The organism is Bacillus sp. FSL W7-1360, assembly GCF_038592975.1.
Classification (GTDB): Bacteria; Bacillota; Bacilli; order Bacillales; family Bacillaceae_D; genus Shouchella; species Shouchella lonarensis.
Map to the genome: position 1 here is coordinate 1,650,389 of NZ_CP151950.1, position 21,135 is coordinate 1,671,523.

At 42.4% G+C, this 21,135-nt stretch carries 26 protein-coding genes and 7 tRNA genes; 9 read left to right on the top strand and 24 right to left on the bottom strand.

Annotated elements, in window-relative coordinates; all coding sequences use genetic code 11:
• The first annotated feature begins 184 nt into the window (after nt 1-184).
• The gene (locus tag NSQ26_RS08425; protein WP_090774472.1) at nt 185-1,858 is read left to right on the top strand and encodes a DEAD/DEAH box helicase; all 1,674 of its coding nucleotides are present in this window, start codon (nt 185-187) and stop codon (nt 1,856-1,858) included.
• Nucleotides 1,845-2,642, top strand: coding sequence for a YqhG family protein (locus tag NSQ26_RS08430; protein ID WP_090774471.1), 798 nt, complete (start codon nt 1,845-1,847; stop codon nt 2,640-2,642). The genes NSQ26_RS08425 and NSQ26_RS08430 overlap by 14 nt, the downstream gene beginning before the upstream one ends.
• Before the next feature lie 64 nt (nt 2,643-2,706).
• On the opposite strand, the gene NSQ26_RS08435 is transcribed toward NSQ26_RS08430, so the two are convergent.
• Complete coding sequence (locus tag NSQ26_RS08435) at nt 2,707-2,868, bottom strand: DUF2759 family protein (protein WP_090774587.1); 162 nt, start codon at nt 2,866-2,868, stop codon at nt 2,707-2,709.
• A gap of 176 nt (nt 2,869-3,044) precedes the next feature.
• Here NSQ26_RS08435 and NSQ26_RS08440 point away from each other — a divergent pair, with 176 nt between their 5' ends.
• Nucleotides 3,045-3,680, top strand: coding sequence for an MBL fold metallo-hydrolase (locus NSQ26_RS08440; RefSeq protein WP_090774470.1), 636 nt, complete (start codon nt 3,045-3,047; stop codon nt 3,678-3,680).
• Between the two features lie 86 nt (nt 3,681-3,766).
• On the opposite strand, the gene NSQ26_RS08445 is transcribed toward NSQ26_RS08440, so the two are convergent.
• From NSQ26_RS08445 to comGC, 7 genes are all read right to left on the bottom strand, one after another.
• The gene (locus NSQ26_RS08445; RefSeq protein ID WP_090774469.1) at nt 3,767-4,006 is read right to left on the bottom strand and encodes a DUF2626 domain-containing protein; all 240 of its coding nucleotides are present in this window, start codon (nt 4,004-4,006) and stop codon (nt 3,767-3,769) included.
• A gap of 97 nt (nt 4,007-4,103) precedes the next feature.
• Nucleotides 4,104-4,289 carry a YqzE family protein gene (locus NSQ26_RS08450; RefSeq protein WP_090774468.1) on the bottom strand — a complete coding sequence of 62 codons (186 nt, stop codon included), beginning with the start codon at nt 4,287-4,289 and terminating at the stop codon, nt 4,104-4,106.
• A 41-nt stretch (nt 4,290-4,330) separates the two neighbouring features.
• Nucleotides 4,331-4,684 (bottom strand): hypothetical protein, encoded by a 354-nt coding sequence (locus NSQ26_RS08455; protein ID WP_090774467.1) that lies wholly within the window; start codon nt 4,682-4,684, stop codon nt 4,331-4,333.
• Nucleotides 4,671-5,117: a competence type IV pilus minor pilin ComGF gene (locus tag NSQ26_RS08460; protein ID WP_499717836.1), complete on the bottom strand. Its 447-nt coding sequence runs from the start codon at nt 5,115-5,117 to the stop codon at nt 4,671-4,673. Before NSQ26_RS08460 ends, NSQ26_RS08455 begins: the two co-directional genes overlap by 14 nt.
• On the bottom strand, nt 5,101-5,385 hold the full coding sequence (locus tag NSQ26_RS08465) for a hypothetical protein (protein WP_499717837.1): 285 nt from the start codon (nt 5,383-5,385) through the stop codon (nt 5,101-5,103). Before NSQ26_RS08465 ends, NSQ26_RS08460 begins: the two co-directional genes overlap by 17 nt.
• Nucleotides 5,375-5,815: a competence type IV pilus minor pilin ComGD gene (gene comGD / locus NSQ26_RS08470; protein WP_499717838.1), complete on the bottom strand. Its 441-nt coding sequence runs from the start codon at nt 5,813-5,815 to the stop codon at nt 5,375-5,377. Before comGD ends, NSQ26_RS08465 begins: the two co-directional genes overlap by 11 nt.
• On the bottom strand, nt 5,796-6,104 hold the full coding sequence (comGC, locus tag NSQ26_RS08475; RefSeq protein WP_090774463.1) for a competence type IV pilus major pilin ComGC: 309 nt from the start codon (nt 6,102-6,104) through the stop codon (nt 5,796-5,798). Before comGC ends, comGD begins: the two co-directional genes overlap by 20 nt.
• Nucleotides 6,105-6,329: 225 nt before the next feature.
• Between comGC and yidD the strand changes: the two genes are divergently transcribed.
• Complete coding sequence (gene yidD / locus NSQ26_RS08480; RefSeq protein WP_499717839.1) at nt 6,330-6,563, top strand: membrane protein insertion efficiency factor YidD; 234 nt, start codon at nt 6,330-6,332, stop codon at nt 6,561-6,563.
• A gap of 24 nt (nt 6,564-6,587) precedes the next feature.
• On the opposite strand, the gene NSQ26_RS08485 is transcribed toward yidD, so the two are convergent.
• From NSQ26_RS08485 to comGA, 9 genes are all read right to left on the bottom strand, one after another.
• A tRNA-Ile gene (locus NSQ26_RS08485) sits at nt 6,588-6,661 on the bottom strand.
• Between the two features lie 33 nt (nt 6,662-6,694).
• A tRNA-Gly gene (locus tag NSQ26_RS08490) sits at nt 6,695-6,768 on the bottom strand.
• Nucleotides 6,769-6,799: 31 nt separating this feature from the next.
• Nucleotides 6,800-6,871, bottom strand: a tRNA-Gly gene (locus NSQ26_RS08495).
• A 5-nt stretch (nt 6,872-6,876) separates the two neighbouring features.
• Nucleotides 6,877-6,951 (bottom strand) — tRNA-Gln (locus tag NSQ26_RS08500).
• Between the two features lie 10 nt (nt 6,952-6,961).
• A tRNA-Met gene (locus tag NSQ26_RS08505) sits at nt 6,962-7,038 on the bottom strand.
• Nucleotides 7,039-7,059: 21 nt separating this feature from the next.
• Nucleotides 7,060-7,152: transfer RNA gene (locus NSQ26_RS08510), tRNA-Ser, on the bottom strand.
• A 21-nt stretch (nt 7,153-7,173) separates the two neighbouring features.
• A tRNA-Ala gene (locus NSQ26_RS08515) sits at nt 7,174-7,249 on the bottom strand.
• A 146-nt stretch (nt 7,250-7,395) separates the two neighbouring features.
• The gene (gene comGB / locus NSQ26_RS08520; RefSeq protein WP_090774461.1) at nt 7,396-8,433 is read right to left on the bottom strand and encodes a competence type IV pilus assembly protein ComGB; all 1,038 of its coding nucleotides are present in this window, start codon (nt 8,431-8,433) and stop codon (nt 7,396-7,398) included.
• Complete coding sequence (comGA, locus tag NSQ26_RS08525; protein WP_499717840.1) at nt 8,430-9,443, bottom strand: competence type IV pilus ATPase ComGA; 1,014 nt, start codon at nt 9,441-9,443, stop codon at nt 8,430-8,432. Before comGA ends, comGB begins: the two co-directional genes overlap by 4 nt.
• A 133-nt stretch (nt 9,444-9,576) precedes the next feature.
• Between comGA and NSQ26_RS08530 the strand changes: the two genes are divergently transcribed.
• From NSQ26_RS08530 to NSQ26_RS08540, 3 genes are all read left to right on the top strand, one after another.
• Nucleotides 9,577-11,886, top strand: a complete 2,310-nt coding sequence (locus NSQ26_RS08530; protein WP_499717841.1) for an ATP-dependent helicase — start codon at nt 9,577-9,579, stop codon at nt 11,884-11,886.
• A 77-nt stretch (nt 11,887-11,963) separates the two neighbouring features.
• Nucleotides 11,964-12,305 (top strand): DUF1360 domain-containing protein, encoded by a 342-nt coding sequence (locus NSQ26_RS08535; RefSeq protein ID WP_245700972.1) that lies wholly within the window; start codon nt 11,964-11,966, stop codon nt 12,303-12,305.
• Nucleotides 12,299-13,372 (top strand): glycosyltransferase, encoded by a 1,074-nt coding sequence (locus tag NSQ26_RS08540; protein WP_499717842.1) that lies wholly within the window; start codon nt 12,299-12,301, stop codon nt 13,370-13,372. Before NSQ26_RS08535 ends, NSQ26_RS08540 begins: the two co-directional genes overlap by 7 nt.
• Here NSQ26_RS08540 and NSQ26_RS08545 read toward each other — a convergent pair.
• The 3 genes from NSQ26_RS08545 to NSQ26_RS08555 all read right to left on the bottom strand — a co-directional run bounded on the left by NSQ26_RS08545 (nt 13,365) and on the right by NSQ26_RS08555 (nt 15,823).
• Nucleotides 13,365-14,303 (bottom strand): CgeB family protein, encoded by a 939-nt coding sequence (locus NSQ26_RS08545; RefSeq protein ID WP_499717843.1) that lies wholly within the window; start codon nt 14,301-14,303, stop codon nt 13,365-13,367. The genes NSQ26_RS08540 and NSQ26_RS08545 overlap by 8 nt on opposite strands.
• Before the next feature lie 2 nt (nt 14,304-14,305).
• A complete protein-coding gene (locus tag NSQ26_RS08550) occupies nt 14,306-15,016 on the bottom strand; it encodes a hypothetical protein (protein ID WP_499717844.1) in 711 nt (236 codons plus the stop codon).
• Nucleotides 15,017-15,115: 99 nt separating this feature from the next.
• Nucleotides 15,116-15,823: a BMQ_0737 family morphogenetic spore coat protein gene (locus tag NSQ26_RS08555; protein ID WP_090774455.1), complete on the bottom strand. Its 708-nt coding sequence runs from the start codon at nt 15,821-15,823 to the stop codon at nt 15,116-15,118.
• Nucleotides 15,824-16,291: 468 nt separating this feature from the next.
• Here NSQ26_RS08555 and NSQ26_RS08560 point away from each other — a divergent pair, with 468 nt between their 5' ends.
• Nucleotides 16,292-17,548, top strand: a complete 1,257-nt coding sequence (locus NSQ26_RS08560; protein WP_499717845.1) for a nucleotide sugar dehydrogenase — start codon at nt 16,292-16,294, stop codon at nt 17,546-17,548.
• 59 nt (nt 17,549-17,607) lie between these two features.
• On the opposite strand, the gene NSQ26_RS08565 is transcribed toward NSQ26_RS08560, so the two are convergent.
• Complete coding sequence (locus tag NSQ26_RS08565; RefSeq protein ID WP_499717846.1) at nt 17,608-18,018, bottom strand: hypothetical protein; 411 nt, start codon at nt 18,016-18,018, stop codon at nt 17,608-17,610.
• A 162-nt stretch (nt 18,019-18,180) separates the two neighbouring features.
• Here NSQ26_RS08565 and NSQ26_RS08570 point away from each other — a divergent pair, with 162 nt between their 5' ends.
• Complete coding sequence (locus tag NSQ26_RS08570) at nt 18,181-18,513, top strand: alpha-helical endospore appendage domain-containing protein (protein WP_499717847.1); 333 nt, start codon at nt 18,181-18,183, stop codon at nt 18,511-18,513.
• Between the two features lie 91 nt (nt 18,514-18,604).
• Here NSQ26_RS08570 and fabI read toward each other — a convergent pair whose 3' ends face one another.
• From fabI to NSQ26_RS08585, 3 genes are read right to left on the bottom strand one after another with little or no spacing between them, the layout of a single operon-like run.
• Nucleotides 18,605-19,384, bottom strand: coding sequence for an enoyl-ACP reductase FabI (fabI, locus tag NSQ26_RS08575; RefSeq protein ID WP_090774451.1), 780 nt, complete (start codon nt 19,382-19,384; stop codon nt 18,605-18,607).
• A 52-nt stretch (nt 19,385-19,436) separates the two neighbouring features.
• Nucleotides 19,437-20,339: an RluA family pseudouridine synthase gene (locus NSQ26_RS08580; RefSeq protein ID WP_499717848.1), complete on the bottom strand. Its 903-nt coding sequence runs from the start codon at nt 20,337-20,339 to the stop codon at nt 19,437-19,439.
• Entirely contained in the window at nt 20,332-21,132 is an 801-nt protein-coding gene (locus NSQ26_RS08585; protein ID WP_090774450.1) for an NAD kinase, read from the bottom strand. The genes NSQ26_RS08580 and NSQ26_RS08585 overlap by 8 nt, the downstream gene beginning before the upstream one ends.
• Between the last annotated feature and the right edge of the window lie 3 nt (nt 21,133-21,135).

Consider the following 21,135-nt stretch of genomic DNA (forward strand, 5'->3'; position numbering starts at 1 on the left):
TATGATTGTTGATCGAACAAAACATGTGGTCAGAAGTCTCAGGATAAACAAGCCTACTTTCGTCCATACTAACAAAAGTTATGGACTTCTGATACTTCTTATCCTATCAATGGTTCTCTCTTTGTGCAACATCTTTTTTATAAATCAATTAACCGTCCTCTACATAAGAAAGGAGCGAGACACTTTGCACGTAAATATTCATTTTGATGACAGTTGGCAAACCACCTTTTTAGAACGATTAACACACGATGGACCGTGGGCGCAGCTGGACGCATTTAAATTAGCTTATGAAGCCGTAAAGCACGAACAAATTCCTGATTTTCATGGGCTCGTCGCACCAAATCATTTGCCCGATCTTAAGCCATATGAACATCAATTGGAAGCAGCGCAAACCGTCATTGAAAGAATGAACGGAAAAGCCATTCTTGCAGATGAAGTTGGGCTTGGGAAAACAATTGAGGCAGGGCTCATTTTAAAAGAATACATGATTCGTGGTCTCGTGAAAAAAGCGCTTATTCTCGTACCCGCATCGCTTGTTTCTCAATGGACATACGAACTAAACAGCAAATTCCACATCCCAGCCATACCACAAAAAAAGTCGTATGTATGGGAGAAGTGTGACATCGTTGTCGCTTCTATTGATACAGCGAAGCGTGCCCCTCACCGTGAGATTGTGTTGCAGCAACCGTACGACATGGTCATTATTGATGAGGCACACAAGCTGAAAAACGCCAAAACAAAAAACTATGCGTTTATCCAGCTATTGAAAAAGAAATTTTGTATTTTACTCACTGCTACACCGGTACAAAATAAATTGGAGGAGATTTTTAATCTCGTTTCACTCCTGAAGCCGGGTTATTTAGGCGATGCAACATCGTTTGCACACCAGTTCCGCTCCGCCAAGCGATCTGCCAAAAACGACGAACAACTAAGGATGCTCCTCCAAAAAGTAATGGTGCGCAACCGCAGAGAAGAAACAGGAATAGAATGGACAAAACGGGTCGTAAAAACCGTGCCGATTACTTTTAGTGACAATGAACAACGATACTACGAAAAACTAGACGCAGCGCAAGGTCGGATCAATCCTTTTACGTTACTCACGTTAAAGCGCGAACTCTGCTCGAGCCGTGAAGCTGTGCTCATGACGCTAAAAAACACATTTGAAAAAACAGAACAAGAAGGCGGCGACCCACGTTTCATTGCTGAATTGCTCAATGAAGTCATCACCGTTACTGGACATGCCAAAGCAGAAAAGGCGCTTGAAATTATTCAGCAAATCAATGATAAAGTCGTCATATTCACGGAATACCGTGCCACCCAAATGTATTTACAATGGTTTCTCAAACAACACGGGATTACGTCTGTTCCGTTCCGCGGCGGCTTTAAACGAGGCAAAAAAGATTGGATGCGACAGCTCTTTGAAAACCACGCCCAAGTGCTGATTGCCACCGAAGCTGGGGGAGAAGGCATTAATCTCCAATTTTGTCACCATGTCATTAACTATGACTTGCCTTGGAATCCGATGCGGATCGAACAACGCATTGGTCGGCTCCATCGTTTAGGACAAGAACAAGATGTCCACATTTACAACTTTGCCGTCCAAAATACTGTTGAACAACATATTTTGTCGCTTCTTTATGAAAAGATCAATCTATTTGAAGCAGTCATTGGACAACTAGACGATATTTTGGCGCGGATTGATTTACCAGACATCGAGGAACACGTACAATCTATTGTATCAAACGCCACATCTGAAGGAGAAATCCGTCTAAAGTTTGCCCACTTAGCGGCTGTCATGAATGACGCACAACGTGATGCCAACGACGAAAAAGGAGACGAGAACAATGAAACAGCCTGAAGTACACCAATATTTACGGCGCTACTTTACTGTCAATGACAGCCCTATCTTAACAGAAAGTGACGCCCATTTAGAGGTACAATTGTCGATTGAATTAGACAAGGCGCTCATGAATCGTCCTTTCTACTGGCACTACCTTGAAAAAACAGGTGGCGTACCTAATCCAATGACACTTACGGTCGTCACCGATCAGGCACGATGCGCGGACGATATGAAAGGAGAAGCGGTGCATTTCGGTTCTCCTCGCCTTAGACAAATCTTTGAATCGAGTAAGTCACTCGGCGCGTTCATCCGCTTATATGAACAAACACCACCACAAGGGCAACAGGCTCAGCCACTCCACCCTTGGCTCTGTCTCAATGCCCAAATTTCGTTTCAATGTGACCGAAAAAAAGACATTTTACTGTCACTCGGTCTCAACCTGGTTCATGGGCAGATTGTCCCTGATTTTTATGATAAAGCAATGTCAAAAACACTCACACCGAAAATCCCTGACTACTGTTTCACCCTTTCTCCGCTCATTCGCGTTGAGAGTGGCATTAACAGGATCAAACAAATGATCCGCACATTTGCAGAAAACGAGCCCAACGACTGGGCCGTGGCTGCGAAAAAGCGTTGGGATGACGACTTAGACTTACTCGAATCATTTTACCGGGACTACGATGAAAAACCAGAAAGTTACCTCGCTGAAAAAGAAGCGTTAAAAGAACAATATGAGCCAAATATTCGTGTATCCTTCATTAACGGCGGGCTACTCTACTTAAAGCAACAAGTGTTTTCCTAATATCAACACGAAAAAACCAACCATAGCATTTAAGCGCGATGGTTGGTTTTCACTTTATTTTTAGCTAGAAAATGTAACTCATAATTGTTGCAATCGAAAAGAAGCCAAATACAAGCACTGCTACACCACTGAAACCAAATGCAAAGAAATTTTTCTTTTTCAAACTAGAAATCCCACCAATTGCTGATAAGATCGCTACGACCAAAAACATTATTGCTAAAACCATTGCTTTCACCCTCCATTTATACAAAATCAATTTATGTAAAAAACGCTCTGTGGCTTTTTCATGTAACGCACTTTTATTTTTTGCGAGTCGGCTCATTTGCATCGTATATCACTGCACGATATGATAAGTTTGTCCTAGATAAACCTCTGTAAACTTTTTAAAGGAGCTGACAACAAATGTTTAAACAAATCCCTTTAGGGCCATTACAAACAAATGCTTATGTGCTTTATAACGATCAGAAGGAAGCCGTTATTTTTGACCCCGGTGGTGATGGTCCAGCACTGATTTCTTGGCTTAAACAACAGCAATTAAAGCCGCTAGCTATTTTACTTACCCATGCCCATTTTGATCACATTGGTGCGGTAGATGACGTGAGAGACGCTTTTGATTGTCCAGTATATATTCACCAAAAAGAAGCGAATTGGCTGGAAAATCCTACTCTTAACGGCTCTGCCTTTTTTCCTGGTGAAAATGTAACAGCGAAGCAGGCAAACATCTTATTGGGGAACGAGAAAAAACTTGATATTGGTCCATTTACTTTTACGTTACGCTACACACCAGGGCATTCACCCGGCAGCACTTCTTATTACTACAAACCAGAATCTGTTGTTTTCTCTGGTGATGCGTTATTCCAACAAGGCATCGGACGCACTGATTTACCCGGTGGTAACCACACACAACTGCTAGAAAGCATTCACAACCAGCTACTCACTTGTCCTGAAGAAACGGTTGTCGCCTCAGGGCATGGCGCGCTTACAACCATCGGCGCTGAAATGGCAAACAATCCCTTTTTACACGGATTCCCCTCTTAAAACCGTTCGCTTTTGAGCAAGTCGGCAGTTCAGCTAAGAAACATCACGCCGCTGAAACTGCCGACGATATGCCCTATGTATCGGTTTTAATGAAAGCCTGGCACGTATAAAAAGATTGAGTAGTACGTGAACCCAACAAAAAACAACGTACAATACCCTGCAAAAATATACATATACACGCGTTCGGACAATTTCAAGTAACTAAGCCCTAGCAAGATGACTGTCTGTGCAAAAAACAATAGGGACATTGTTTCCATATGCCCAATAAAAAAGAGCACTGAAAAGATTCCTGTCCAGAACGCTAACACACGAAACATGCGATCCATCTTCTTCCTCCCTTTCACAAAACATTCTCTCCACCATTATATACGATGAATGTGTGCCTTGTAAATGCTTTCTCCCACACATACAAAGCACTTTTATTTATTCGGACTGTCTCCGTCTTTTGAACATCGAAAACGCCATTGGCAGCACACCAAACGCCCATGTAGAAAGAGGCTCTCGTTGAGCCTTCTTTTCAGCACGTGCTTTCTTCCGCACTTCTTGCGGTTCTTCAATCTTTTTTACCATCTCTTCTGTCGCAAATTTAAGTAAATCTTGGAATTTCATCTCTTCCACCTCATCATTAGCCTACCCTCCTATTGGCATATTTAATCTTTACCTTCTCCTTGACGGTATCGCAGCAGTTTCCCGCCTTCATCAACGACAGCAGTTGCAACACGTTTTGCGCCGTTTTGTAATTGGGCACTAATAAGAATCTCGTCATCTGCAAATTCATAATAAACTTCACCATGTGAAACGATAAGCGGAGACATGTTCTCTTCTTCTAATGCAAACGAAAGCCCAAGTTGTAACAAATTATCTAACATAAGTTGATCGCTTTGGTGCGCAACAAAGGTGGACTTCCGCTCATACGTATACAGTTGATAACTAAAAAACACGCTTACAAGTAGTAGCACACATAATGTCAGCGGAAGTACCGCTCCTTGTTCATTTTTCCACAACGTTTTTTATCACTCCTTTCATTGTCCAAACACGCCGTTCAAACACGCTGCCATTATCTAATTGCACGCGGCACACCGCGGATACCTCCTCAACTTTACAATGAAAATCGTCTACACCTTCAACCATACTGACAAACCCACGTCCATTCCGAAAACGTTGCAACACCGTTTCTCTTTGTACACGATAACTCAATGTGAAATCTGGGAATTGCAATTGCAATTCTTCTTCATGCCACACAAGCGTATCTGCCTCTTTTGCTTCCGTTGCCAAATGATTGAAAAACAATTGTGTTTCTTGAAATTGGCTAAATGAGGATGACTGTGTCATAAAAAACGAAAAGAAAGCAGCGCCTAGAAGTACAACAATAGAGACCACAAATAAAGCAATGAGCTGCTCTAACAACGTAAATCCTGCTTCACTGCTCTTTAACATAGACACAATGCACCCTTTTGTGTAATGGACTTTGCTTGCAATATTTCAACACACCTGTTACTTCAGAGGCGTGCCACCCGTCTTGGTCGCTTGCCATATCATAGGCATACCGCTTCTCCTCTAAGTGAAGTAAGAGGTCTTGTTCTTGCTGTAAAGCGCGTTTGTCTTCATAAATCGTCACCAGTAACGGAAGCACAATGGTTGCAACTAAACTTAATAAAAGTAGACCGATTAACGCCTCCATTAACGCAAATCCTTCATTGTTCACGATATGCCACACGTCCTTTCCCCAGTTGAAGCGTATAGACAAATGTCTGTCCGTGGATCACCACAGTCCATGTGCCTGATTGACGGGGGTGACCATTTTCTAAAAACGCAATTTCGTTGAAGTCCATTGTTACCGCTTCTATCACTATAGGAATAGGGTAAGAAAATTGCGCAATAACCTCACCTTCACTCGTTAATGTCAGTTGCTGATCAGAGAAGGATAAGTCGATACGCGCTCCATTTGACATGGCAATATGTTGTGCTAAACGCACATCATCTCTTAGTTTGTCTGCAGCTAAGAACGCTTCTTTTGTTTTTATTGTGTTTGGAAAAAAAGAGAGAGGGATGAGCAAAACGAGTGACAAAATGAGGAGGGAAATCAGCAACTCTACTAACGTAAAACCATCTTCATTACGGAGAAATAACAACATTACGACCGTCTAACAAAAGCGTTTTGCCATTCGGACAGGTGACAGTATCTACATATCCTTCATCGACAAGCGCTTGTAAGTTTGTTGGGAGCGTACCATGCTCGATTTCATAAGCAGCAACTTGTGTTTGCAATAATTTCTGTGTCGCTTGGCAACCTTGCTCACCGGCAACATCGGTATTTTTGGATAAGTTTGGCAGTGCAATGAGGAGTAATAAGGAAATGATCATCAACACAACGAGCATCTCTACTAACGTAAAGCCACGCTCGTCTTTACATATACGCTTCAAATTTTATCACCTCGAGGAATTTTTACGGGGATGAAACAGAGGACAACCCACCTTTCTAAAAAATACGGGATCATACGACCCGTTACTATACAATTAGACACCGCTCTTTATTTTCCTGCTTCTTTTTTTATTTTTTTGCGCATCCGTCGCTTCCCACTTAAGTCTCTGGTATACTAATCACACACTCATTTTTTCCGGATCGTTTGCCCAGAAAGGGAGCTTTGCATGCGCACACTCATGATTAAACTCATTCGCTTATATCAACGATGCATCTCACCACTTAAACCACCTTCATGCCGATTTTATCCCACATGCTCTCACTACGGGATCGAAGCAATTAAACTGCACGGCGCACTAAAAGGTGGTTATTTGACATGTAAGCGCATCTTAAAATGTCATCCTTTCCACCCCGGCGGTTTTGACCCGGTACCGCAAAAAAAAGCAAAGAGTCGCTCATAATTGAACAACGCTTTGCTAAAATAATGGGCCTGAGTGGACTCGAACCACCGACCTCACGCTTATCAGGCGTGCGCTCTAACCAGCTGAGCTACAGGCCCTTATGTAGGCATAAAAAAAGACCTTGCTTTAATTGGAGCGGGTGATGGGAATCGAACCCACGACATCAGCTTGGAAGGCTGAGGTTTTACCACTAAACTACACCCGCGCTTTGGAGCACTTCTGTCATAAAATAAATAAGCGGAAGACGAGATTCGAACTCGCGACCCCCACCTTGGCAAGGTGGTGTTCTACCACTGAACTACTCCCGCAAATATGGCTGGGCCACCTGGATTCGAACCAGGGCGTGACGGAATCAAAATCCGTTGCCTTACCGCTTGGCTATGGCCCAATTATAAGTTTGGTTGCGGGGGGCGGATTTGAACCACCGACCTTCGGGTTATGAGCCCGACGAGCTACCAGACTGCTCCACCCCGCGTCGAAAAAATATCATTTTAAATGGCGGAGGAAGAGGGATTCGAACCCCCGCGCGGTTTAACCCGCCTGTCGGTTTTCAAGACCGATCCCTTCAGCCAGACTTGGGTATTCCTCCATTAAACATTTAAAAATAACATGGTGGAGCCTAGCGGGATCGAACCGCTGACCTCCTGCGTGCAAAGCAGGCGCTCTCCCAGCTGAGCTAAGGCCCCAAATGATTTTGTATGTATGCCGCATTCCGTTAAGTAACAGCGACAATTAATAATATATCACACGTTGTGAGCGTACGCAAGGGCTTTTTGAAAAAAATATTTGGCGCATTCAAAAAGCCCGCTTGCGTAAAGTGGAAAAGTCTTCCTCATTCAATCGCACCAATCATTTCAAACATCGGCAACATCACAACAAGAAACAATGTAAACACAAAACCACCAATGAATATGAGCAATAATGGTTGTAACCACGTTGCACCCTTTTGCATGCGATCATCCATTTCCTCATACAACCAGTCACTATAATGTTGCAAGTCACGCGCAACAGAACCTGTTCTCGTCCCATTCTCAACGACAAGTGCCAACTCATTCATAAAACAATCCCGTTCAAAAATAATTGCCTCGATGGCCTCGCCTTGCGCTAATCGCTCTCTGATGTACGTCGCTTCTTCTCGTAAAAACTGGAGTTGACGTTGTCCTTCAAACAATTGTAACGCATCTTTTATCGTCATGCCAGCTTGTAACAAGCGTCCCATTTGTAAAGCAAAGTAATACGTGATGACTCTTTGTAAAATTGGACGCAAGCTTTTTCTTTTTAACAGGAAAGACATCTGATCGTGAGGAGAACGCTTTTTAAAATGTAGAAAAAAACAAAGCACCACAACGCCAACAACAAGCACAAAACAAAGCAATGCAACTGGGAGATACCGCATAAATGCGAAGAATAATTGGGTCATCATAGGTGGGTCCGTATTCATTGTCGCAAACAAAGAGGAAAAGTGCGGCACAATTAACTGGTTTAAAACGAGGATGACGAGCACTGTGCCCCAAACAAGCAGTAGTGGGTAACGCAACAACTTTTGTAATTGTTTTGTTGTTTGTTGTCTTTTTAACGCCAACTGCGACGTTTTGAGCAGCCCTTCATCAAGGGTTCCTTGTTGTTCATAGAAGTAAATAAACGACCAAATTTCTTTTGGTAACGCCAGCACTTCAACACTATCATGAAAGGACTGCCCATCTTGAAGTCCCGCTCGAATTGTGGCAATACACGCTTTTAGGCGCGCGGAACTGTGCACAACAAGAAAGGCAAGCGCTGCATCCATCGCATATCCTTGTGATAGTAACCGTCCTAATCGCTCTAAAAATCGAATCGTCTCAAGCATATCTTTCTCTCGCCTTCTCCTCACCTACCTCCCTCCTTTTTTCCGCACAAACTTTGCAACGTCGCATCATCAATTGTACCAATACTCCAAGCCCGCCGCGCAGCATGAGGGATGGTTACCGTCGTATTTGTTGCCTGACTTATGTCCTCTTCTATACATGTCAACCATTCATATAATGCCATTCGTCTGTCCCCATCTTTTAGGGGCACAAGTTTTTGATGGATAATTGCTCGTATTGCTTCCATCCAATCGCACTGGGCAATTTCAAATTGTTCGAGCCTGTGACGCGCCATACGTGCGCTCCCGGTGTGCAACGTCGCCAACACTAAATGTCCTGTTAAGGCTGCTCGAAAAGCAAGCTGGGCCGTCGTTTGGTCACGTATCTCACCAATTACAATGATATCAGGGTCGTGACGCAATACTGCCTTTAATGCCGAAGAAAACGTAATCCCCGCCCGTTCATTCGTCTCTACTTGCACAATACCATCAATTTCATGCTCAACCGGATCTTCAATTGACACAATTGCCCGCTGTTTTTGGGCAAGCAATGCTTTGATGCACGCATACAACGTTGTCGTCTTACCAGAGCCGGTGGCGCCAGTAAAGAGTAATAAACCACTTTCATATGTTAGGAAACTTTTTAGTCGTTTGCTATGGGATTTTAATACTGGAAGTTGATCTAAAGTGTACGAAGCAAATCTGGGGGTGAGCCGAATCGCTAAACTTTCGGCTTTTTTCGCTGGTAAGGTGGAAAGGCGTAGATGGTATGTTTGCTGTTCGTGCGTAAATGTCATCGACGTGCTTTGTGGTTTTCGCCGTTCTCCAATATCCATTCCAGCGGTATACTTAAAGTGGCTAAGCAATCGCGCTGCTTCCATCCAAGGCAAAAGGGTTTCATCGTTCATTTGCCCATGAATCCGGTAAGCAATCCGGTAGCCATCTTCTTGCGGGGTAAAGTGAATATCACTCGCCTGTCTATTTATCGCTTCCTTTATTAACGCCTGACTGGCGCTAAAAACGTCATCCATCTCCATACATCACTCCTCTCATTACAGTACTATTCGCGCACGTCATCTATGTTTCCTGCTTTTTTGACACATTTTATTGTGCTTTCCCGGCACAATTTGATACGATACTTATTACATAACCATTTGAGGAGGTCACATCGTGCAACATGATGCGATAAAAACAGCTCTCTATAAAAATCAACCGGTCTCCTTTTCTACATATCCGCGTGAAAAGTGGCACGCACTATATTTAGCGAGTAAAAAAGATGCGGTTTCCTGCTTGCATTGCGGGGCTCCACTCGACATGCGTTTTCCTATTCATGAAGCGCCAACGTTTGTCCATCCTGACTCAGATATGAGATGTGCTGAGGAAATAGCCGCTTATGAACGCATACAAGCGGCAAAAGAGGAAACTGCGGCGACAACAATCGGATCTTTTTCCCTGCCACAACGCCGAGCAATCTTAACTAACCCTACTCCTTCAAAATGGCGGTCGCCAACAGCCATGACAAAAATGTCAGACTTTAGGCCACCAATCACTGAGCAATCTGTTGCTAGCCATCGTTACCGCAATATACTCGCTGAAAAAAATATTATTGTCGATAACAATCAATGGAGAGCGATTCAACATGTCCACGGCCCTTTGTGTCTACTAGCAGGTGCAGGTAGCGGGAAAACCCGCGTATTAACCAGTCGAGCAGCTTACATGATCGCATGTGCAGACATTTCGCCAAAAGAAATGGTGCTCATCACCTTTACTGCCAAAGCAGCGCAAGAAATGCGCGTCCGCATGCGCACATACCCAGGAGTTGATCCAAAAAGTGTGCAGACACTTGTCATTCGTACCTTTCATAGCTTATTTTATACGATGTTACAACATGCAGCGCCCAATCAGTGGCAGCCAGCAAAGTTGTTACAACCAGAATGGCAAAGGGTGCAACTTTTAAAAGAAGTTGGAAACGAACTCGGATTAACAGACGACTCGTTTGCTTTTGACCAAGCACTTACGCAAATTAGCTACTGGAAAAACCATCTGCTTGCCCCAAATGAAGTGGAACCGTCAGACATATTTGAAGAACGTTGCCGCCACCTTTACGAACGCTACGAACAGACACGCATCACTGCGCAACGATTTGACTTTGATGACATGTTAATTGGTTGTTTGCACTTACTCCAAGATAATGAGTCGCTTTTGCAACGTTACCAACAACGATTTGCTTATATTGCAATAGATGAATTCCAAGACATTAATAAAATCCAGTTTGACATCATTCAATTACTCGCTCAACCTACCCACAACTTATGTGTGGTCGGTGATGACGATCAATCCATCTATGCCTTTCGCGGAAGTGACCCAAATTATATCCAATCCTTCCAAGATATCTATCAAGAAGCAACAACCATTTATTTAACAGAAAACTACCGGTCCTCACACCCCATTATTTCTTGCGCAAATGAAGTCATTGCTAAAAATAGACGTCGAACTAAAAAAACGTTAACGGCCCAGTATACAACGGACATATCTCCACACTTGTTTTATCCTTACAATGAAGAAGAGGAAGCAACAATGATTACGGAAGACATCCAGCAAACACTAAATGACGGTGTGTCACCATTGGAGATTGCAATCATTTACCGGACCAATGTCGCTGCCCGCGCAATCATTGAACGGCTTATGAGTACCGGTATTCCTTTTACAATTGAACAAGACTTTTCCAGTTTTTATGAAAGAAACATGGTCCGTTGCGCCCTCGCCTTTTTACGTATCGGGCAAGATGAAGAAAACATCACTGTACTAAGTGATCTTTTACAAGCATTATTCTTGAAACGTACAACCATCTCAGACATCCATTTATTGCAAACAACACATCAGTGCAGTTCACTCGAAGCGCTCTCATTTTTAGAGAACTTGCCTACCTTCCAGCAAAAAAGGCTGCAAACACTGCCCGAACAATGTCGTTCTCTTCAAGCACTTACACCAACCGCAGCGCTCAACAAAGTTGAACATACACTTGACTTTAAAGACACATTAAAAAAACAAGGGCATGAGGGACATAAAATGGATAAAGGAAGCGATGATTTTCGTCAACTCCAAGTGATCGCCGCCCAATTTGATACAGTACCCGAATTTTTAAGCTATATCGAGCAAATGACCTCGATGCACCGAGAGAAACAACAACTAAACACCCATATAGATGGTGTTCATTTACTCACCATCCATCGCGCAAAAGGGCTTGAGTTTGACCATGTCTATATCCTTGGGGCTGTAGAAAACAGCCTTCCGCACGAATATGCATTAGATGCTTTACGAGGCAGAGATGAAGCACCATTAGAAGAAGAACGCCGTCTCATGTACGTGGCAATGACGCGAGCGAAAACACACCTTACGATTTCTGTGCCAACATACTATCGCAAAAAACGTGTATACCCTTCACGTTTTTTGCGCACTTTTACTGGACGTAGACAATGATCGTTTGTTCATATTTCATTTGTGGACCGTTATATATGCTTGCCCCCCTTCATAATATGAAACGAGGGGGGATAAGCATGCTTGGTGGATTTGAATGGTTACTACTTGCTTTAGCGGTTGGAAGATTTACACGTCTCATGGTGGAAGACGAAATCACCGCACCAATTCGGGAACAGTTTTTAACGTGGAAGGAAGAAGAAGAGGAAGGAGAAACTGTCCTCTATCCACACCCTAAAGGAACTGGGATACAATATTGGATTGGTGCTTTACTTGCTTGTTACTGGTGTTCAAGCATTTGGGCAGCAATTTTCTTATATTTTGGATTTGTGCTGTTCCCAACCATCTTCATTCCCATCATCATCATCTTAAGCGCCGCATGGGTTGCAGCAATCATTGAAACGGGGTTGCGTAAATGGTGACCAGTTATACGTTTGTCATCCATCATAATGGAGGTGGCGGCATTGCCCAATCTATGCGTGCAATGTCGTCTCCTATGATTTTTTGCTATAAACGTGGTGCACAATACATTTTCACTAACCCAACAGGAAAAAAAGAGTACTTGCCCACTATGAAGCGGGTTGCACAAAAGCTGCAAAAATTCCCAATTAAAGGTATTGTTATCCGACATTTGGCCAATATTCCACTCCAAGACTGCCTATGGCTTGTCCAGCAAATCAAATCGCCGCTAACAATTTACTTACATGACTTCTTTGCAATTTGTCCACGTCTCTTTTTCGTGCGAAAAAATGGTGACTATTGTCATATTCCCACGAGTAGCAGCACCTGCGATGCGTGTATACATCCTGATAAAATAAAACAGATGAAAATGATGTTACGTCCTCACACCCCTTCTATCACGAAATGGCGCAACACTTTTTATACTTTATTTAAAAAGGCTACACGAATCATTGCGCCAAGCCACACCGTCAAACAAATTTATGCTTCTTTTTTTCCGGACGTCTCTATAGACGTCGTTCCTAATGTGGTTGCGCTCAAAAGACATTCCCTACCAAAAAAAACGCCACACCTACCATTACGTGTAGCGTTACTCGGTCACTTATTTCGGCATAAAGGGGAGCAACCGGTGAAAGAATTACTTACGTACTTAAAGTCTAACCCTTTGCCTGTTCAATTGTATAGTTATGGACAAGTTGCCCGTGTTTTACGAGCATCGCCTTTGCTTATTCAACGCGGAACATACACAACGGCAAATATAGAAAAAAAATTGCTCGCTGATGAGATTGACATCGTGTGTATTCCCTCTATTTGCCCAGAAGCATTTTCACACACTACCCACGAAGCACTGACACTCGGATACCCTGTCTTGTGCTTCCACCTCGGCGCGCAAGCAGAAACCGTCCTCAAAAAACAGGGAGGATGGGTCGTCAAAACGCACAATGGCAAAGGGCTTTACAAGCAATTGGACTATTTGTGCCAACATCTTGATGAAGTGTCTCTTCTGAAACAACAACTCCAGTTCAATTAACTTTTTGTAATTGAGACACAATATGAGATGCACGGTGGAAAAAGGTATGTGCGCGTCGTACTTCTTCTGCCGCTTTTTTTCTTTTCTCGTCTCTTTTCTTTTTGTTTTCGAGATAAAACCGAACTGCTTGAATACAATTTTTTGTGTCTGTAAATGTCTCAATCTCTTGTTTCGAAAAAAAGCGGGCAATGCCTGGACGATGTTCACTCAATTGAAATCCAGCACAAGCGGCAATCTCAAACGACCTATTGTTGACACTTTTTGCAAAAATCTCTCTACCTCCTTTTTCATAAGGTCTAAATGTATTTAACACCACTTTTGCCCGATGATAACAATGCGCAACATCACGAGGGTGCAACCACCGCGATCGATGTATCACTTTTTTTGGAAGCTGATCAACTCTCCATGGACCAACAACTTCAATTTGAATGCGCAGTGCTGATGCGAGTGATTTTAACAACGTGACACGTTCAGGATAAGGATGGCCGACAAAACACACATCATAAACTTGCTTTTTCTCCTGTGGATAAAACGTATCTTCATCATACCCTAACGGTAAAAATGAGACATTCCCACCGAGTTTTTGATAAAACTTCACAGCACCCTCTTCAACAGTAAAGCCACGTTTTACAACCGGCAAAACGTTAATTGATCGTTCGATATGATAAGGATCTTCTGTAAACCAGACGGCGAGTGGGGGCAAGTCACGTGCTTGTAACGCTTGCCGAAAGTCCTCTGGCAAATGATTACCTAAAAACATAAACAACCAATCCACTTGGTGGGTAGCACACAATTTCTTTAACGCTGCAACCCTCTGAACTGGACACGGTTTCTCTCCAACCACCTTCACACCTACTTGTGCAAACGCACGACAAAGCGCCTGTTCAAAATATGGATATACACGTCGATAGCCCGAGGAAATGAACAACATCTTCATACGCGTGTAAGTGTAACGACGTTCGCTGCTTGTTGTCCTGATGGTAACTCTGAACTGTAAACAAATCCATATACTTGTACCGTGTGTGATATGTTTGTTTTAGTAGGGACTGTAATCTCAAAGTCAGAAAAAACAAGTTCTTCACCTGGAGAGAGTGTGTTCACTGGCGGCCTTAACCAATACTCTCCGGTTTCTTTCGCAATCTTTTCAGCATTCTCTTCTACATAGTGCCAAGCATCCATGACCCCTTCACGAGAAATTTGATAGTCCTTTTTCTTATTTGAATGATCCCTTTTAATCTTTCCCGATAAGTTGGCATCTTCAGCGTGATTAAATGACAAACAAATAATTGGCTCTGTTAAAGGAACCGATCCTTCATTTTTAATAACAAAATGTCCTTTGATTAAAAGTGATTCCTCAGGAAGAGTAGGCATAATAACTGAATACGTAAAAAAAGGATGAATCAGCGGTGTTGTTTGAATAGAGGCATGCTCCTTATTCTCACCTTCATCTATGACTGTAGAATGTTCTGTCAACTCTGCTAGTCGTTCAGTCAATTCGGCTATGGCCCTTTCTCTTTCATGTAATTTTTTTTCCACTTGCTTAAGTAGACGGTCTTGACGGACCATTTCTGAACGAAAGTGTAATAACTGCTGTTTCATTTGAATTACGGATGGATCTAACATACATTGTTCGTGCTGACTCATTGTAACAACCTCCTCATTCATTCGTGTATACATATTCTTATGTAGGACATTTGAAAATAAGAAGAACCGAGCCGTCCCCTAGAAGACGGCTCGGATTATTTAACAGTCCGATGATTGTTTCACACTTGGTTGTGGGCATTGATCACTGCCTGGAAATACAACCGGGCATTGAGGTGGGAACTTGTTATCGCGGCAAACAATGTCTGTAACTGGGAATTCATTTCGTGGTTTGCAATACGCTGCCTCTACTTCAAGTCGAACATCTGCGTATACATGGATGTCTAAGCAGAAGGAGAAAGAAATATCTAATTGTGCAAACGTATCGTCACACACAATTTCAGCGTCACATTGACCAGCAGAGATAAATGCATCAACCAATGTATCTTTTGGTGCGCATAAATAGAACGTCTGGATCGTGGCGAATTCAATCGGATCAGATGTACAAATGACATCACCTGTGCTATCCAAAATGTCAACTTCTAGCAACCCTTTTGCCAACACCTTTACTTTCTCCAAGCAAACCTCTTTGCCATTTGGCAGGCACACATTTACTTGTACCCGACATGCAGGATCGGTGACTTCCCTCGTTAATAAGGATTCTTCTAATACTCTACACCGAGTGGTGTATCCTGGAAAATCCTCAAGAAAATCACACAATGATTCCCCAGGCGTTTCATCACAAGGGAATATATCCGTCAGCTCCGGCTCCCTAAAACTAATTGTAGGTAAGTCGACTTGACGTGTGACCCAGTCAAATACTTTAGGCACGCTGATACACACGCTGTGTTTTTCCTGATCGTGACTCATGGAGGGACCTCCTTTGAATTTTTTAGCGAAAAGCTATCTCTTTCTGAACCTTGTTTCTAGGTGTTCGGACTACTGTATAGTATGACTTTCGCGCCAATATGTGCGGCATTCGCATATTTATTTTTTAAAAACGGACGAAAATAAAGATCAATGCATACATTATGGCATCAAATGAACCATTAGGGGAGAATACAATGACACATAAAAAAGCGTCTACTGATCAATATACCTTTCAATCATTTAAAAAGAACAAAAAAAAGAAGGGGGCTAAACACCAACTCAAGTGTTGCTGTCAAAAAAATAAGCGTGCAAACAAGGCTAGTGACTAGCCTTGTTATTTTAAATCCTGCTAAAAACAATTTATTTGATTCACATTTAAGTCATTCATGAATACAGTAAATTAATGTATAGACACTCGCCTAGTTTTTGGTACACCTATTAGCAGTGCGTAAAGGAGTGAATAAACCTGTGAGAAAACGTATAGCCGTTGTCGGACTAGGTTATGTCGGTTTACCATTAGCCATTTCATTATCTGAACATCACGATCAAGTACTAGGTATCGACATTGACACAAATAAAATAAAGAAATTATCTGAAAGTATTTCTTACTTATCAGATGTCTCAAACGAGGCGATCACATCATTAAAAGGAAGAGGTTTTACTGCCACTTCTTCCTTTAAACGCGTTAAAGAAGTCGACACCATTATTTTATGTGTGCCCACGCCACTCATTATGGACCAGTCTCCTGATTTAAGCTATGTCCAAACAGCAATGAAGTCATTACTTCCGTACATTAAAAAAGGCACACTCATTGTATTAGAAAGTTCAACCTTTCCAGGAACAACTGAGGAAGTCCTCATTCCTTTGTGTGAACAGGAAAATCTTATTGTTGGAGAAGATGTATATATTGCATATTCCCCTGAGCGAATCAATCCAGGTGATTCATCTTATCTTTTTAAAACAATTCCAAAAGTCATAAGCGGTGTGACCCCTCAATGTCTTGAAGAAATTACTCAATTATACACACCTGTTTTTGATCAACTCGTCCCTGTCTCATCGCCAAGAGTCGCAGAAATGACAAAACTATTAGAAAACACACAGCGTTTTATCAATATTTCCTTCATTAATGAAATGGCACGTATTTGTCATGACCTTGATATTGATGTATGGGAAGTTTTAGATGCCGCAAAAACAAAACCCTATGGTTATAGCCACTATGAGCCTGGCCCTGGTATTGGTGGGCATTGCATCCCTGTCGATCCACTTTATTTAAAGTGGAAAGCCAATCAGTCTAATATCCAAACAGACTTCATCGACTTAGCCAAAAGAATTAATGATGCGCAACCATATTACATTGCTTCTCGTGTCCAGTCGTTGTTACACAACATTAATCAAAAGGATGCTTCCGTTCTACTTGTTGGCATTTCTTACAAAAAAGATGTCAATGATTTAAGACAATCTATTGTTCCCCTTATCGCTCGCCAATTACGTTTAAAAGGAATGAGCGTCTCTTTTCATGATCCTTACATCGAACATATGACGATTGATCAAGAAACGCTTACGTCTATCCCACTAACACCTGAAACACTTGCTCGTCACACACTTGTACTCATTACCGCTGATCATTCTTGTCTTGACTACAATATAATTACCGAACATAGCAACATGTTATTTGACACACGTAACTGTCCAATTGCTTCAGAGAAACCGATAGAGCGATTGTAAAACAGTTCCCACAAAAAACCGTTGCTGTAAAATCACGCAACGGTTTTTTCCTTATTCTCTTAACGTGAACGGCTTTTTACACTATGAGAAAACCAATCCTCTTCACCTGAATGTTTTAAGTTATGCTCCTTTTTTTCTTCTAAATCTGTTTCCCTCTCTTGGTGAGAAACGAAAAAATTACTTTCGGCACTTTCTTTACGATGTAAACTTTCCTCCGGCTGCTCCTGCACAAAATGCTGACCAACAATTACTGGTTCTTCATTGATTTGTTTTTCCTCCTCAATTAATGAAATGCGTTGTTTCAATTGCTCATTTTCCTTCTTTAATTGATCAATCATATCATAGTGGTATTCATTTTTATAACGTGCCAACTCTCGTTTCAAGCGATTATTTTCTGACTGTACGTGAATCAACCGTTGCTGTAACTGTATGCCTGTCAATCGTAATGGTCGTAAAGATTCTTCACTCATTCCTTCACACCCTTTCTAAAAAACGTTCCTATTGCATATGTATGAATACAATTAGTAAAAATGACGGAATCGCATGTTGATCTATTTTTTATTATCATACAAGCAAGATAAATGAAATGGTGCATATGATTGAATAACCGCCTATAGAAAGAAGGGAATCCAATGTCTCAAGCAAGCATGCCCAATTTCACACCAACGATTACCATTGATCGTGATGCTGTCGTAAATTTGTTGTTAGCCTCCATTGCCATGGAAGAAATGGGGCTCGCCCATATCATTAATGCGGAAGGTGAGAAAATCCAATATGTACTTGGTACACTACCAGGTATTACTGGGCCTCCTGCCACTGTAGAACAAATTATAGAGATTAATGAAAGTGTAGCATCCATGCTAGACGCCATCTTTAAAAAAGAAATGATTTTAGAATCTAAACTAAAGAATGTCGTTAAAATATTAGATCTTCCTGTACCAACTGGACCACCTAATGGCGGATAATGCTTATCATTGCAGGATTTCTGAGACTGATAAAAAAAAGACGTGCTGCCATTACCAGTGCACGCCTTTTTCTTTGTATCAGTCTTATTTCTTATGATAAGGACAAAATGTTATACCCACCGTCCACATGAATAACTTCGCCAGTGATCCCTCGAGCCAAATCACTCGCTAAAAACAGCGCTGTGTCTCCCACTTCTTCTTGTGTTGTCGTTTTCCGTAGAGGCGCTTTTTCTTCAATCTCTTTTAAGACATCGTTAAAGCCGCTAATTCCTTTAGCCGCAAGCGTCCGAATTGGACCTGCAGAAATGGCATTGACACGAATTCCATCCTTCCCTAAATCGTTGGCCAAATACTTCACACTCGCATCCAGTGCAGCCTTGGCGACACCCATCACATTATAATTACGCACAACACGCTCCCCACCAAGATAGGTTAATGTTGTCATGCTGCCGCCCTCTGTCATGAGTGGTCGCGCAGCTTTTGCTACAGCTGTAAAAGAATAGGCACTTACATTTTGGGCCAGTAAATAACCTTCACGGGTCACGTTTAAGTATTCGCCTTCTAATTCTTCTTTATTTGCAAATGCAATACAGTGAACAAGGCCATGTATTGTACCCACAGCCTCTTTCATATGTGCAAATGCCTGTTCAATTTGCTCATCGTTCGTAATATCGCACGGGAATACATGATGCGCTCCAGGCAACGTCTCTGAAAGGGTTCGAACATTTTCCCCTAACCGCTCTCCTGCATACGTAAAAATCAAGTTCGCCCCTGCTCCAGCTAGCGCTTGCGCAATGCCCCATGCAATACTACGCTTATTTGCTACGCCCATCACAACATATGTGCGGTCTGATAAATTTAATTGTCTCATTTTTTGTCCCTCCACATGAATATATTTAATTTTTTTAACCGTTCATCCAACACTACTCACAAGTGCAGGCCATCCCCTTCATATAAGGAAACCATGAAAAAGGCAACGCAAGTTGAAAAGATAACCACTCTCCAGAAAAAGGGTGTTTAAACGCAAGTTTGTGACAATGCAACGCTTGATGAGCAAAAGTAGCTGGCTGTCCCCCGTATAGTTCGTCCCCCACTAAAGGATACCCTATATATGCTAAGTGCACACGGATTTGATGTGTTCTCCCAGTCTCAAGTTGCAGCTCGATTAAGCTATAATCTGGAGAAGATGCCCCTGTCTTCACATGCGTTCGTGCGCACTTCCCATCTGCACGTACTTCACGCGTGATGATGCTCGTATCTTGCCGACCAATTGGTGCATCAATGACATCCAGTGTAGGGGGCAATTGGCCTTGAATCAGTGCTTGGTAACACCGCTTTAATTGCCCTTGCTTTTGTAACTGAGACATCCGTTCATGTGCATAACCATGTTTTGCGATAAGCAACAGACCACTTGTACCTTTATCTAAACGATTGACCGCATGAAACGTTGCCTGAATTTGATGTTCCTGATAATAATGTAACACTGCTTGCGCCAATGACCCATACGGGTGTTCCCTAGAGGGAATCGTTGACATGCCTGCCTTTTTTTCTGCCACAAGTATATGGTCATCTTCAAAATGAATCATAAACGGGGTAGGTTCTGGTTGAAGCGTTGGATACTCCGGGGGTAGCACCATCCGTACTGTGTCACCAGGCTGCAATAAATGACGCACTGTCACCTCTTGTCCGTTCACTTCCAGTTGACCACCTTTAAATTTCACTGCCGCCAACAGTCGCTTAGAGACTGACTTTTTCTCTCGTAAAAACGTTCGCAAAAGCATGGGCGCTTCTTCTTTTTGCACAACCCAGGACATCGCATTAGTCACTAATAAACGACTCCTTCACACGTTTCCAAAATGGGAATGGACGAAAACGAGCAAAACGGACTTTTTCCTCCGCAACACGACACTGGATCGTCTCAACTTTTTCCTGATGAACAGGCAATGTGAAGTGATCGATCGTTACTTGTGCCTTTTCTCCATTGATTAACTTAAGTAGACAAGTATGGTGCTGTGGCAATACAAGTGGAGAACCTAACGTCCGATACACGCGATTGTTAATGGAGGCCATCTCTGACAACTGAATAGATGCAAGCGACGGGTGAAGAATCGCTCCTCCTAATGCTTTATTATAAGCTGTACTCCCTGAAGGGGTCGACATACAGAGTCCGTCACCACGAAACGTTTCAAAGGTCTCTCCTTTAATTTCTACATGGCACACAAGAGAACCTTCCATACTCTTGACTGTACATTCATTGACGGCTAAATAACGCGCTGGTTCTCTATTATTAGCATAACGAATCACAACTTCAAGCAACGGATACGCGATGACTTGATACGGCGTTTTAATAATGTGTGTCAAAAGTGCATCCACTTCACTTGGTGACCAATCTGCATAAAAACCTAAGTGGCCTGTATGTATGCCTACAAAAGCCGTTTGATCTAATCGATCATTATAGTCATGAAACGCTTGTAAAAACGTGCCGTCCCCACCAACCGTAATGACCATATCAGGCGATCGCGTGTCTTTTATTAATTCAGCTTGACATAGCCGGTTTTCGATTACCTGCTGCAATTCATTTGATAATGTGTCTCCGCGAGAAGCAACAATAAATTTCAAACA